Genomic DNA, 13,871 nt, shown 5'->3' with positions numbered 1-13,871 from the left:
CGGTTGATTGCTCGACAATCATGTCTCAGCCGTCGGGAATGTCCGTGACAGACTAACATTTTCAGGGTGAAATCGACGGTATCGGCACTTTGTGCCAATGTGCCCGAAAAGGGATGCCCGGAGGACTTTGGCGGCGGGTTCCGCCTGACCGGAACATGATTGTTTTTTGATTGGTGCCCTGAATTGAGTACGAGTGTGACCGGAGAAGCCCCATGACCCAGCCGTCTGCCACGCCTGGCCGCAATGATCTTGCCTTGCTTCTGTTCATCCTGCTTCTTGCAGCCGTGCTCAGAACCGCAGGGCTGAACGCGCCGTTGTGGTACGATGAAATCTGGACCGTCGATATGCATGTCAGCCTGCCCTGGGGCGACATGATGCGCGAATACTCGATGAACCATCATTATTTCTTCAGCATGAAGGCCAAACTTGTGTCCCAGATCTTCGGGGATCAGGCCTGGGCCTATCGCTTTCCCGCGGTGCTGTTCGGTGTCGGCATTGTCGGGGCGATCTGGTGGCTGGCGAAAGAGGTTGCCGGCACCAGGATCGCACATATCTCCGCCCTGCTTGTGGCGCTGTCCTATCATCAGGTCTGGTTTTCCCAGAATGCCCGCGGATACACCGAACTGGCGTTCTGGAGCACACTGGGCCTGATTTTGTTTCTGCGGGGTACGCGCCACCCGACCATCGGCACCTGGATCGCCTTCGGGCTGACCGCCGCTGCCGCTGTTTTCACGCATCTGACCGGTGCGTTTTTCTTTGTCGCTCTGGGGTGTGTCTGGCTGATTTCCCTGATGACCGGGTTTGGCCGGGGCGCCCTGACCCGCAACTGGGTGGTGCAGCCGCTGATCGGCGTGGCGGTGGCGCTGGTTCTGGTCCTGCTGGCATATCTGCCGATTTTGCCAAGCATCGCGGGAACCGTGGGTGAGGTTTCGGCAACATCCGCCGTTGATCCGATGCAGGAATATCAGAACCCGATCTGGACCATTGTAGAAGGCCTGAGAACCGCGGTCGGGAACACTGGGCCCCTGACCCTGATCATTGCCATCGGGGGGCTGATCACCATCGCATTTGGCGCGGTCGGGGCGCACGCGAAGCAACCGCTGTTTTTCCCGTCCATCGCCATGCACATCGTCGTGACGCTTGTCATTCTTCTGGCGCTCGACATGCGGATCTGGCCGAGGTTCTTCTTTGTCGATATCGGTCTTGTCATCGTTCTTGCCGTCATCGGCTGCTGGTACGGTGCCGGTGTCGTAACACGGATGATCGGGCGGCCCCGGTACGGGCAGCCATTGTTTGTCATCGGCGTTCTGGCGATGATTGCCGTGTCCCTGTTTCTGGTGCAGCGCAACTATGTTGCCCCAAAACAGGATCTGGCCGGGGCCTTTACGCTGGTCGAAGAGACCCGCAGCCCGTCAGAGCGGATTTATGCCATCAATCCGGGCGGCCCGATCTTTGCCAGTCATTTTGACGCGGACTGGACAACCGTCGGCGATGCGCAAGCCTATGCGCAGGCGATGGCCGAACCCGGTCCCGTGACGCTGGTTATCCTGTTTCCCAACCGGATGCTGCGCGCCATTCCGGAACTGAAGCGTGATGTCGACGAGCGGCTGGAGTTTGTCCATGCATTCGCCGGAACGCTTGGGGATGGCTACGTCCTTGTTTATCGGCGCAAGTGAGCAACGGGCAATCCGCCGGTCCGGGATCGGGCATCCCTTCCCCGGACGTCACAGTGAATTATCATTTCCGGGATCAAGGCCCAGGCTGCTTTCAACGATGTAAAGCGGGCGCTTTCGGGCCTCTTCGTAAAGCCGGCCCAGATATTCCCCGATCACTCCAAGCACGACCAGTTGCAGCCCGCCGATCAGCAACACCGCGACCATCAATGACGCATAGCCGGGTACATCCACCCCGTGGATCAGGGTGCGCATGATCAGGAAAACGCCATAGACGATCGCCCCCAGCGCGGTCAGCATGCCGATATAGCCTGCAACCCGCAGCGGGACGGTGCTGAACCCGGTGATGCCGTCCAGTGCGAAATTCCACAGTCGCCAGTAGTTGAACTTGGTCTGCCCGGCGGCGCGTTCGGGCCGGTCATAGGATACTTCGGCATGTCGAAATCCGACCCAGGCAAAAAGCCCTTTCATGAACCTGTTCTGTTCGCGCAGGCGTACAATGGCCCGAACCACGCGCTGATCCATAAGGCGGAAGTCACCGGTATTGGCCGGGATCGGCACACCTGACAGCCGGTTGATGACCTGGTAGAACCTGAGCGCCGACCAGCGTTTCATCGCGGTATCGGTATCGCGGTGACGCCGCACGGCATAGACGACATCATACCCTTCGCGCCATTTTTCAAGAAACGTCCCGATCAGTTCGGGCGGGTCCTGCAAATCCGCGTCTATGGGAACAACCGCCTGCCCCGAAGCAACATCGAGCCCCGCCGTCAGGGCAACTTCCTTGCCGAAATTGCGCGAAAAGTTCAGCACCTTGATGCGGTTGTCGCGGTCATGCGCCTCGGCCAGAAGGCGGGCTGTTTCATCCGTGCTGCCATCATTGACGCAGATGATCTCAAAGCTTTCGCCAAGGCTTTCAAGGAAACGGCCCAGACGGTCAAACAGGATCGGCAGGACATCCTCTTCGTTGAACATGGGCACAACGATACTGAGCGTCGGCGCCTCTGCCCGGGGCAGGGGGGGGCGGGTTTTCACGTTCTGCGGCGCCATGGCGCGTGCCCTTTCCTGTCTGTTTGGACACAGGTGATCATGGTTTTGCCCCGGGCTCAAAGAGTTCTGCATGGGCCTGCAGTTTTTCGATTTTCAGTGTCTTTTCATAACCACTCAGCGCCCCGCGCCGTGCATCGGTGATGACAGGCTTCTGGGCGGTGTAGGGGACGCTGGCAGTAAAGACCAGCACGCACAGCAGCGTCACGGCCAGCCTGCGGCCGATGCTTTGAAACAGCCATATCGCACCGGCCGCGCAAAGGATCAGCAGGTAAGGCACAAAGATCAGAAGGGTCGGCCGGGCCGGATTGGATGTTGCAAAAAGGATCAGCGGTGTGACAACCGCCAGCAGCCACAAAAGCAGCGTCCGTTCCTGGGGGTAGTGCAGGGTAGCTGATGGCAGGCGGGGGACAAAGGCGCCCCAGATGGTGCCCAATACCGGAAAAAGCAGTGCCAGAAAGGGCAATATGGGCAAAATCGTCAGGGTTAGGATCTGATTGTGGGGGCTCGGGGCAAGCCAGAACATGAAGCCGGCTGAACAGATGGCGGCAGAAGCCAGAACCCGGATCGGAATTTTCCGCTCGGGGCTGGCCAGGGGCGCTTCGCGTTTGGGGGCTTTCAGGCTGGCCGTCAGCAATAGCAGGGCAAAGGCCAGAAGAAACCCGCTTGGGGTGGGTTTGATCTGTAGCGGCGGAACGGCGAATTCATACTTTGCAAACAGAAACCCGAACGAGAAGTATCCCATCAGAAAGTCGGAAGGCAGGCCGATACCAGCATCCTTGGGGGCATGGTAGACCGCATGGATCAGGGCCGGGGCTGACAGGATGCAGGCCAGGGCCTGTACCTGAAACAGCCGCGGGGCCTGCCGCAGGCTGATCCGCCGTGAAAGGTGAGGGGTTTCCGGTCTGTAACGGGGTAAAACCAGCATCGTCCAGAACAGGTGGATCAGGATCAGGGGCCAGAACAGACGGGCTGTCAGAACCCCGGCCATGACCGAGGCGATATAGGATATCTCGATTCCGGGTCGCGGCACGCGCGCTCGGGCAAGGCGCAGCAAAAGCCAGGTCGAGAGCAGGGACAGGAAGGTCCCGGCGACAAACATTTCGGCCATCTGGCTCCAGAAGATGTGAAAGCCGTGCAGCGCCAGCAGCAGCGCGGCCAGGCAGCCGATAGTCGATCCAAAGACGCTGCGCGCGATCACAAAGATCAGCGGGATCGACCCCACGGCAAGCATGACCCCCGGAAACTGCAGGGCGAAATGCGAGGTTCCGAAAGCCTTGGTCCAGCCCAGCATGGCCACATGCCAGCCCATCGGGCGCGGGTCGTCGTGGAAATGCCACCGAACGGTTTCGGCAAGACCCTGGCGTGGCGACGGGTCGGAAATGCCAGGGGCGTGGATTTCCGCAAGCGACAGACTGCGGAGTTCGATCCCCCAAAGCCGCAATGCGAACGCCAGCGCCACTGCGGCCGCCAACGCGAGTGCAACAGCAAGATTGCGATACTCACGCCTGATCGGGAAAACGCCGTTTCCTCCGAATGGGGTCATCGGATTGTGTCCTGCAGGCATTATTTGTCGGATGCGGATTGCAGACCGAAGATATCCTGCAAAAGCGTTTCGGCATCGTTTTGCAACAAATGCGCGCCCTGCACGCTGAGGTGATCCCCGTTTCTGAAGACCGGTTCATTGTCTTTGAACAAGGGACAGATGGCCGGGCCACAAAGAGACAGAAAGAACGCTCGATAGACCACATTCGGATGCGCCTCTGCCATCTGCACGAGCAATGGTTCATATATTGCCCTTTGGGTCGCATAGTTTTCGGTATGCATACCGATCTCTTCCTGCGGATCGTGGGCCTGGAACAGCAATGAGCGCATGTGCGTTTTCAGATCCAGATCATCGCTGCTGGGGACGTCATCCAACAGAATGAAGCGGCGCTTTGGGAAGGCGGCTGCCAGTCTGTCGATGCCCGTAAGCAAAGCTTCGCGGTTTGTTTGTCCGTTCCGGTCGGTCTGTTGGGCATCGAACCAGATATCGCCGCTATGGCGGTATGTCGCGCCGGTTATCTGATGTTCCCAGAACGCGGTGATGATGACGGTATCGATTTCGGGCCTGTCAGCCAGAAAGCTCATGAACGCGTCGGTCTGGGCGGCATATGTCGGATCACCCTTTTTCTGGATTTGAGGCAGCGGACGAAATCCAGCTTGCGTGTATTGATAACCACTCAGCCCGACGGATTGCGCGGCCGCAAAGATCGCGGGGCTGAAAGCATCGGCATGGCTGTCTCCGACAAGGGCAAAACTGGGGGTGACGCCTGGGGCGCCACGCTGGCAGACATCCCCTGTTGCTGCACGTTCTGGCGTGATGAAATGGCAGTTGCGCTGATCATGCAGGAACCGGTCCTCCTGCAACAGTCTGGCGATGTCCGGCGGCATCCGGGCGGGCAGCCCGCCGGTTGCGACCAGACCACCGCCCAACCCGGCGATGAGGACTGCGCAAACGCTGCCGTAGGCAAAGATTTCCCGGCGGCCGAAGCCCGGGCTTTTCCGGAACGGGGCCTCGACATAACGCCACGACAAAGTCGCCAGCAGAAAGGACAGCAGGACGCATCCCAGGATCTCTGGAAGCGACAGAGGATCGACCGAAACATAAATGGCAAAGACCAGAACCGGCCAGTGCCACAGGTAGAGCGAATAGGAAATCTTTCCGATGAAGACCATTGGTGGCACGGACAGCAATCGCGTTGCGAAGGTCTTTCTGTAGGCTCCGGTCAGGATGAGAATGGCCGTACCAAGGCATGGCGGCATGGCCGACAGCCCGGGAAAAACGGTTTCCGGGCCATAGGCCGCCACCGGCCAGACGATCATCGCCATGGCCGGCAGGACCAGCCAGAAGACCAGATTGGGTCGTGTTTCAAGAAACTTTCCCCACCCCTGCGCGACGCAGATTGCGGTGATAGCCCCCAGCAGCAGTTCCCATGCGCGGGCCTGAGGCAGATAGAAGGCGCCGGGAGGGTTGCGTTGAACCATCCAGATTGACACGACCAGTGAAACCGCCGCAGCGGCAACAAGCCAGATCAGAACGGCCGAAGGGCGGAACAGTCTGAACAACAGGGCGAGTATTGGTGGAAACAGAATATAATACTGCTCTTCCACCGCCAGAGACCACGTATGCAACATTGGTTTGAGGTGCGCGGCCTCGGTAAAATAGTCCGTTTCGAAGTAAAAATAGAGGTTCGACAGGAAGATATTCGCGGCAAACATGCTTTTGCCGAAATCAGCCAGATGGTTTGGCAAGAACAGCAAAACGGCAAACACCGTTGAAACCAGCATCACCACAAACAGGGCAGGAAGAATGCGCCTGACCCGGCGCTCATAGAAGTTCATGATCGAGAACCTGCCGGCTTGCAGATCCGTCCACAGAATTGTCGTGATCAGAAAACCGGAGATGACGAAGAAGATATCGACGCCGACGAACCCCCCCGGAAAGCCAAGCCCGGTGTGGAACAGCACTACAGAGCAAACGGCAACTGTCCGGAGGCCGTCAATATCCGGGCGATATTTCATCTACGTACCCCCTTTGAATGCATATTCTGTGTTAGAATGAAATATAATTGCAAATACTTATGCATTGTTGAGTCAGGTTATGGTCATGAGCAGAATAAGTGCCTGCTTATCCAAAAAATGGTATGAATGATAGAAGATGACGTTTCTGGCGTTTTAACGGCAGGGCTGCGGGAAAGGTCTGTAAACTCCGGCAGGGCGTTCGAGTGCAAAAGGTTTTGGTGGCGAGTTCGGTGTTCGGATGAAAAGGCTGTCCTTCAATACTGTGACAGGATTGGCGCTTGTCGGTCTGGCGCTGCTTTTGCCGGCCGGTGTGCTGATCGCGGTGTTGCGGGGCAGCGATGCGGCTGCCGATCCGGCGTTGTCTCAGGGGATATGGGTGTTCAGGGCCGTCCTGATCCTGACCGGGGGCTATCTGCTGTTGCTGCGGGTTCTGCCGGTTGGCTATCCACAAACGCCGCAACAACCGGAACTTGCGCCGGCAAGCCAGACCCAGACCGTTGTTTTTGGCCTTGTGTTGCTCGTGGCAACCGGTTTGCGGCTTTATCACCTTGGGACCGGGATCTGGTATGACGAGATTCTGACATCCGTGAACTACATGCCCCTGACGGTCGGCCAGATCGTCAGCACCTATCACGATGCCAACAACCATGTCCTGTTCTCGGTGCTGGCGCGCCTGTCCCTGTCGGTGTTTGGCGACAGTGTCTGGGCCCTCAGATTTCCGGCGGCGGTTTTCGGTGTCGCCGGCATTGCCGCGATGTACTTTTTTGCCCGCCGCGTCGGCCCGACCCAACAGGGCCTGTTTGCAGCCGCGCTGATGACATTCTCCTATCACCACATCTGGTTCAGTCAGAACGCCCGTGGCTATACCGCGTTGCTGTTCTTTTCCGTTCTGTCCAGCGCCTGGTTTCTGGATGCGATGCGGCAGGGAAGCCCGCGCAAATGGGGTTTGTATTGTCTTGCGGTCGTGCTGGGTGCCTATGCGCATCCGACCATGGGCCTGATGGTGCTGGCGCATTTTGCGATCTGGGCTGCCGCCTTGTTCCAACAGGACGCAGCGCGCAGACCTTACCGCTGGAACGGGCTGTTTTGCGGGTTCATTCCGGTGGGTCTGCTGACATTGCTGGCCTATGCGCTGGTTTTGCCCAGCATGGTGGGCGGCGCATTGCTGAATTCCGGGCTGCAGGGCAGTGAGAATGAGTGGACCAACCCTCTCTGGGCTCTGGCAGAGGTCTTCAGCAGTCTGCAGATCGGATTTGCAAGCGCCGGTGTTGTCTTTGCCGCGGGTCTTGTCTTTGCCGCCGGGGTTGTCAGTTTCGCCCGAACGCGACCGGCTGTCGTGGCCTTGTTCCTGATCCCGTTCGGGGTCGGGTTCATTGCAATGACCAGCATCGGTTACACGCTGTTCCCGCGGTTTTTCTTTTTCACCTTCGGGTTTGCCATTCTGATCGTGATCCGGGGCGCTTTCGTCACCGGCCAGTTGGCGGCGCGGCTGATACGGTTGCCCGCGCCTGCGGCCGGCTGGCTTCCGGCGGTGCTGTGTGCGGGCATCGTGGCCGTGTCGATCCTGTCTTTGCGCCATGTCTATCTGCCAAAACAGGATTACGCCGGGGCGATCGCGCTGATCGAGCGCGAAAAGCAGGCCGGAGATACAGTTCTGGCTGTCGGGATCGCGGGATTTCCGTTCAATGATTATTACCACATGGGATGGGACATCATCGAAACGGGTGATGACCTGGATCGCCTTGCGGCGCGGTCCGGCAGAACGTGGCTGGTCTATACCATGCCGGTGCATGCCAGGACCACGTACCCGGACATTCTGGCCCGGATCGAGCAGGAGTATTCCCCTGCCGGGCGGTTCTTTGGATCTTTGGGGGGGGGCGAGGTTGTCGTCAGCCTCGAAAACCGGGGCGGGGGCCCTCGCGCGGATGATAATGGTTCGGATTATTTGAAGGATAGCGATTGATATGTGTGGAATTTGCGGAATCCTGCGGATTGATCCGGCGGCCGAACGCCCCGGAGAGGGGCTGGTCTCGGCCATGGCGATGACGCTGATGCATCGCGGGCCGAACGATGACGGTACATGGCTGGATGAGGATATCGCGCTGGGTTTCCGGCGTCTTTCGGTGATCGACCTGTCTTATGCCGGGCATCAGCCAATGACCAACGAGGACGGCACCGTGGTGATCGTCTTCAACGGCGAAATCTACAATTTTCAGGAACTGAAAGAGAAATACCGTCTTGAAGAGCATGGTCATGTTTTCAAGTCGCGTACCGATACCGAGGTTCTGATCCACCTTTATGAAGAGATCGGCCTGGACATGATCCCCGAGCTCAATGGCATGTATGCCTTTGCGATCTGGGATACCCGCAGCAAGTCATTGCATCTGGTGCGCGACCGCTATGGCATCAAGCCGTTTTTCTATCAGAAAGATGACGGTCATTTCCGGTTCGGATCCGAGATCAAGGCGATCATCGCCGATGACCGGGTTGCGCGAAAACCGTCGATACAGGCTTTGCACGACTTTCTGACCTTCAATTATATCCCCGGCACCCAGACGGCCTTCGAGGGGATTTCGGAGGTGCCGCCGGGCCATTACATGTCCGTTTCCGCCGAAGGGGGGATCACCACAAAGCGCTATTGGGATCTGGATTTCAGTGTCGATGCCGGCATCACCGAAGAACAGGCGATCTCGCGGTCATACGAATTGATGGACAAAGCCTTGCAGCGCCGTCTGATCGCGGATGTGCCGATCGGGGTGTTTCTGTCGGGCGGGCTTGATTCCAGTACCCTGGTGGCGCTCATGCACAAACATGTGGACGAGCCCATTCACACGTATTCCGTCGGGTTCAGGGACCAGAGCTTTAACGAACTGCCCTATGCCCGGATCGTGGCCGAAGCGTTCAACACGACACATCGTGAGGTAACGATTACGGTGGATATGGTGCGGGACATGCTGCCGAAATATCTCAGCTTCACTGATGAGCCATATGGAGACGGCTCGGCGATACCGACATATTTCATCAGCGAACTGGCCAAGGACGAGGTGGTGGTCGTTCTGTCGGGTGAAGGCGGCGACGAGGCTTTTGCCGGATATGACACCCATGCGGCTTACAACATCTACAGGCAGGCGCGGAAAATACCGGGGTTCATCCGGAACGGCGTGCTGAAGCCACTGGTGAACTGCCTGCCCGTTTCAGACAAGAAACTCAGCTTCGAATTCAAGGCCAAGAGGTTTCTCGGCGGGCTGGACCTGCCACCGGAGGAGGCGCATCTGTGGTGGCGGATTGTGCTGGGCGAAGCCGAGAAATTCGACCTTTACGCGGATGGGGTGGCCGCGCCCGGTTCGCTGCAGCCTTCGGTGCGGCATTTTCAGGCGGCTTATGAGCATTGCGGGGCGGACGAGATCCTGTCGCGGCTGATGTATATCGATTCAACCGTCTTTCTGCCCGATGATCTGATGATCAAGAACGACCGCATGACCATGGCGCATTCTCTGGAGGCGCGGGTGCCCTTTACCGATCCCGAACTGACCGGGTTTCTCGCCCAAGTGCCGTCAGCGCTGAAGATGAAGAACCGGCGCAAGAAACACCTCATGCGCCGCGCGATGGAGAATGATCTGCCTGACAGCATTCTCGACAAGAAGAAGGTCGGGCTCGAGATGCCCTATTCGCGCTGGCTCAAGACCGAACTGAAAGACCTGATGATGCGCTACCTTGGGCCCGCGAATATCGAAAGGACGGGCCTGTTTCGGGTAAACGCGGTTCAGGCGCTGATCGACGATCATCTGGCCGGCAGGCGTGACAATGGCCGGCCGCTCTGGGGGCTTCTGAATTACATGATGTGGTACGAGCTTTACATCGATGCCTAACCCGGTTTGCGAAACACCCAGAGCGTCGAAATCACGTAGCTGGCAACGAAAGAAGCACCGATCGCGACCAGCAGGATGAACCAGAACGGCAGGGCGGTCACATATCCCAGACCTGCCACCACCACGAGGCGGACCACCAAGGATGACAGGACCGCCAGCAGGTATTTGCCATATCCCCGCAGCGAGATCGTGCTTTTGTCGGTATGCTCATAGCTGAAGATATTGTGCCCGCAGTAATTGATGGCCGATCCCAAGACAAAGCCGCAGGTCGAGGCAAAGACATAAGGGGTGAAAAAGACCAGGGCGAGCAGCACCGCCAGCAGGTAATCCGCAATCGTGCCCACAACGCTGATACCGAGAAACCTGAAGAATTGGTGTTTGTCATTGAGATTGGAAATCATGGTCTGGGCAATCCGGAACACTCATCGGGTGGGTTGATCTACGTCCTGTTCAACAGGTTTTGGGCGGGCCCTGAAAAGGCAGCAAGGCGGATGCCACCTATCGGCGGGTTGGATAGCTTTTCACCAATGAGGAACCGGCGTTTAGGCGTTCGGTCTGGCTGCCGGGGCGCACGCCATATTCATGAAATCCGTTTTCGGCCCCGGTCGCATAATAAATGAATTCACGGTCATAATATCCCTGCGCTGACGGGGACTGATCCTGAACGATGGCGTTGTTGAGGACAACCCAGTCGCGCTGGTTTTCGAAACCCTTGATGCCACTGACGACGTTCTGTTCGATGACGACGTGGCGCGACGATGCGATATTGATGCGCGGGATGGTGATGCCGCCGTCTTTTGCGCGCCGCACCCGAATGATCGAGTTCTTGCGGATTGACAGGTTGTCGATGCCATCCACCGAGATGCCGTGAACATGCGCATTATAGATGACGTTGTTTTCGATCAGGACATTCTGGTGGCGCAATTGGGGGTCGTTCATATTCTTGCCGCTGCTGCCGATGAATATGGTCTGGGTGTAATCCCCGCGACCGATATCGAAGACGTTGTCGCGGATGACAATGTCAGAACTGCGCAGCCCGGAACCGCGCATGATCTGAATCATATCCCGGTGATCGCGGTTCGGAACGCCCCGGAAGTTGTGCAGGCGATTGCCCTCGACCAGAAGGCCCTCGATACCGCCAAACCCCATACCGTCCGACCGGATGTCATATATTTCATTGCCCTTCAGCACGATGTCTGTGCCGTGGCCGCCGGTCACGGCTTTCCACCATTTCCTGAAGGTGTTGTTCAGAATACTGACCGAGGAACTGCCCTTGAAGCGCAAACCGCGCCCGTGTCCGACGCCGGAATTGTGATCCCCGTCGAAAACCGAGTTGGCGATGGTGATCCTGTGGCTGTCCGTAATGCTGAACGGGTTGACCGAATCCTTGTCCCCGGGCGAATAGGCATAGTCGAAGACCAGCCCGTCGAGCGTGACGTTGCCGGCCCTGTCCAGACGCAGTTCGGTGAAGCAGGCGGGCGACCCGGACGTCGCCGAGCGGATCGTGACAGGTTTGCGGAAAGCCTTTTTGATTTTCAAAGAGCCGTAGTTGCCGCCTTCCAGAACGAATGTTTCGCCGCCCTTCGCTTTCTTGATTGCCGCCGAAAGCTCTGAAGGGGAGCGGATGCTCTGCCCGTCGTTCGTGTTGGCCACCTTCGTTGTGATCTTGGGGCCGGTACAGGCTGCGGCCGCTGACAGAGATGCCGGAAAGGAAAGCAGCAATAAGCAGACGCAAGCCAGAACTCCGACAGAGCTGTATATGTGTCGTCGCATAAGAGACCCGCTTTAATCACTACTACCACGCGGAAAGGCTACGAGTGCGGACAGAGCTTGTCCACAGCAGTGTATGGGCGGAGCCTGTGGCGTTTCGGCGGGTAAATCGCACTGGTTGACGTAGGGGAACCGGGCAATTCATTGCCGACACCCTCCGGAGATACGCAAGGACGCGCCGGAAAAAAGGCTTTTCTGTGTCCATTGTTGCGGCATGGGAATCAATCCGTAAAACCCATGATTACCGCTAAGGGAAGTGGAACAATTCCCGGTATCGAGTATCGAGTTCACTCGGAAATGAAGGCAATGGGGCAATATTGTCCCAATACAGGCAACAGTTTCCAAACATAGCCATATTCCGGCCAATCTGTCGCCCTTGTGCGACTGTTCCATCCGTCCTGGGTGAGCGGGATCAATAGCGCTTTGGGTAAGCGCGTTTGGAAACACAGGTGAAAGATGTCGACGACAATCACAGTAACTTCCGCTGCAGAGCTGAACCAGGCTCTGTCACAGGCGACAGGGGGGGAAACCATCCTTCTTGCTGCCGGCGACTACGGCACGTTGAATCTGGATGGGAAATCAGGTTTCAACATCAACTACGCATCGAACGTGACCATCAAATCGGCAGACGCCAATGCGCCCGCCACAATCTCAGAGATGACACTGGACGGCGCATCGAACATAACCTTCGAAAACATTGTGTTCGATTATACGTTCAACGGTGAATCGACGAGTTATAAGCCGTTTGAGGTCAAGAACAGCGCAAACATCACGATCCAGGATTCGGTCTTTGACGGAGATCTGGCTCAGGGCGTTTCCGCCATTGATGATGGCTATGGTACGGGGAAGGCCCTGGCCGTGCGGGACAGTTCGGGTATCGTGATCTCGAACAACGAATTCTATGACTGGTGGAAGGGGCTGAGTGTCGGCGCCAGCACCAACGTCACCGTCTCGGGCAACGATGTGCATTCACTCCGTTCCGACGGGATGTCGTTTGGCGGGAACCAGAACCTTCTGATCGAGAACAACTACCTTCACGATTTCCGCGCCTCGCCCAATTCCGGGGACCACCGGGACATGATCCAGTTCTCCAAGGGGCTTGGGCCCAGTGACAACGTGATCATCCGGGACAATGTGTTCGACATGGGGACGGGCACACACGCGCAGACAATCTTCATGGGCAACGGTAAAACCGACCCGAATGATCCGGCCATGTTCTACACGAACATTCTGATCGAAGATAACGTGATCTACAACGCCCACACTCACGGGATCACGGTGACCGGTGCCAAGGATCTGACGATCTCGCACAACACGATCCTGGCTGTTGACCGGAGTGTCACCGGGGGGATCACGATCCCGAAGATCAATGTGACAAGTACCTCGCAGAACGTCACGATCGACGGGAATGTTGTTTCCGGTGTTGCCGGGCATAACGGTCAGTCCGACTGGACGGTCATAGACAATGTCTATGTTCAGAATACGGACCCGAATGCGGCCAACCACTACGACAACATGTTCATCTATTATGCGACTGCGGCACAGGATGGATATAATCAGTACGGTGTAATCCCGGGCAGCGCTGTTGACACGATGAATGCCGGCGCAGACCTCGCGATGCAGTTTCCCCTGTCCTACGATGCATGGGTTGGCAGCACCGGGGTCAACGCACCACCCGCGTCAAGCAATCCTGCCCCGGCACCAACACAGCCGACCCAGCCGGATAGCGGGACGACACCAACTCAGCCCGATAGCGGAACAGAACAGCCGGACAGCGGGACCACTCAGCCCGATACCGGCACCACTCAACCCGATACCGGGACCACTCAGCCGGACAGCGGGACCACTCAACCCGATAGCGGAACGACACCAACCCAGCCCGATAGCGGCGGCACAGGGGGCGGCAGCAACCTGCTGGCGGTGTGCGATGACTTTATCCTGGACATCG

General features: G+C 57.8%; 9 protein-coding genes. 4 read left to right on the top strand and 5 right to left on the bottom strand.

Annotated elements, in window-relative coordinates; translation table 11 throughout:
* The first annotated feature begins 212 nt into the window (after window positions 1-212).
* Window positions 213-1,676 carry a glycosyltransferase family 39 protein gene (locus ACR0J2_RS22825; RefSeq protein WP_480813979.1) on the top strand — a complete coding sequence of 488 codons (1,464 nt, stop codon included), beginning with the start codon at window positions 213-215 and terminating at the stop codon, window positions 1,674-1,676.
* A gap of 48 nt (window positions 1,677-1,724) precedes the next feature.
* On the opposite strand, the gene ACR0J2_RS22820 is transcribed toward ACR0J2_RS22825, so the two are convergent.
* Genes ACR0J2_RS22820 through ACR0J2_RS22810 form a run of 3 tightly spaced genes read right to left on the bottom strand, consistent with a single transcriptional unit; the run spans window position 1,725 to window position 6,284 of the window.
* Entirely contained in the window at window positions 1,725-2,723 is a 999-nt protein-coding gene (locus tag ACR0J2_RS22820) for a glycosyltransferase family 2 protein (RefSeq protein WP_170616987.1), read from the bottom strand.
* 37 nt (window positions 2,724-2,760) lie between these two features.
* Complete coding sequence (locus ACR0J2_RS22815) at window positions 2,761-4,266, bottom strand: glycosyltransferase family 39 protein (protein ID WP_480813978.1); 1,506 nt, start codon at window positions 4,264-4,266, stop codon at window positions 2,761-2,763.
* A 20-nt stretch (window positions 4,267-4,286) separates the two neighbouring features.
* On the bottom strand, window positions 4,287-6,284 hold the full coding sequence (locus tag ACR0J2_RS22810) for an acyltransferase family protein (protein ID WP_480813977.1): 1,998 nt from the start codon (window positions 6,282-6,284) through the stop codon (window positions 4,287-4,289).
* A 238-nt stretch (window positions 6,285-6,522) separates the two neighbouring features.
* Here ACR0J2_RS22810 and ACR0J2_RS22805 point away from each other — a divergent pair, with 238 nt between their 5' ends.
* Both ACR0J2_RS22805 and asnB read left to right on the top strand, forming a co-directional pair.
* Window positions 6,523-8,247, top strand: a complete 1,725-nt coding sequence (locus tag ACR0J2_RS22805) for a glycosyltransferase family 39 protein (protein WP_480813976.1) — start codon at window positions 6,523-6,525, stop codon at window positions 8,245-8,247.
* 1 nt (window position 8,248) lies between these two features.
* Window positions 8,249-10,153: an asparagine synthase (glutamine-hydrolyzing) gene (asnB, locus tag ACR0J2_RS22800; RefSeq protein ID WP_480813975.1), complete on the top strand. Its 1,905-nt coding sequence runs from the start codon at window positions 8,249-8,251 to the stop codon at window positions 10,151-10,153.
* Here asnB and ACR0J2_RS22795 read toward each other — a convergent pair.
* Window positions 10,150-10,554, bottom strand: a complete 405-nt coding sequence (locus tag ACR0J2_RS22795) for a GtrA family protein (protein ID WP_170616995.1) — start codon at window positions 10,552-10,554, stop codon at window positions 10,150-10,152. The two genes, asnB and ACR0J2_RS22795, sit on opposite strands and share 4 nt — an antisense overlap.
* A gap of 97 nt (window positions 10,555-10,651) precedes the next feature.
* Window positions 10,652-11,926, bottom strand: coding sequence for a right-handed parallel beta-helix repeat-containing protein (locus ACR0J2_RS22790; protein ID WP_480813974.1), 1,275 nt, complete (start codon window positions 11,924-11,926; stop codon window positions 10,652-10,654).
* A gap of 453 nt (window positions 11,927-12,379) precedes the next feature.
* Here ACR0J2_RS22790 and ACR0J2_RS22785 point away from each other — a divergent pair.
* A partial coding sequence (locus ACR0J2_RS22785) for a right-handed parallel beta-helix repeat-containing protein (protein WP_480813973.1) occupies window positions 12,380-13,871 on the top strand: 1,492 nt, incomplete at its 3' end.

It is taken from the genome of Ruegeria sp. CG4 (assembly GCF_056537185.1).
This window is presented reverse-complemented; position numbering and strand designations above follow the sequence as displayed.

Excerpts from the sequence above, each read along its gene's own strand:
- ACR0J2_RS22810 (WP_480813977.1), bottom strand. The coding sequence starts at position 6,284 with ATGAAATATCGCCCGGATATTGACGGCCTCCGGACAGTTGCCGTTTGC.
- ACR0J2_RS22820 (WP_170616987.1), bottom strand. The coding sequence starts at position 2,723 with ATGGCGCCGCAGAACGTGAAAACCCGCCCCCCCCTGCCCCGGGCAGAG.
- ACR0J2_RS22805 (WP_480813976.1), top strand. The coding sequence starts at position 6,523 with ATGAAAAGGCTGTCCTTCAATACTGTGACAGGATTGGCGCTTGTCGGT.
- ACR0J2_RS22815 (WP_480813978.1), bottom strand. The coding sequence starts at position 4,266 with ATGACCCCATTCGGAGGAAACGGCGTTTTCCCGATCAGGCGTGAGTAT.
- asnB (WP_480813975.1), top strand. The coding sequence starts at position 8,249 with ATGTGTGGAATTTGCGGAATCCTGCGGATTGATCCGGCGGCCGAACGC.
- ACR0J2_RS22790 (WP_480813974.1), bottom strand. The coding sequence starts at position 11,926 with ATGCGACGACACATATACAGCTCTGTCGGAGTTCTGGCTTGCGTCTGC.
- ACR0J2_RS22795 (WP_170616995.1), bottom strand. The coding sequence starts at position 10,554 with ATGATTTCCAATCTCAATGACAAACACCAATTCTTCAGGTTTCTCGGT.
- ACR0J2_RS22825 (WP_480813979.1), top strand. The coding sequence starts at position 213 with ATGACCCAGCCGTCTGCCACGCCTGGCCGCAATGATCTTGCCTTGCTT.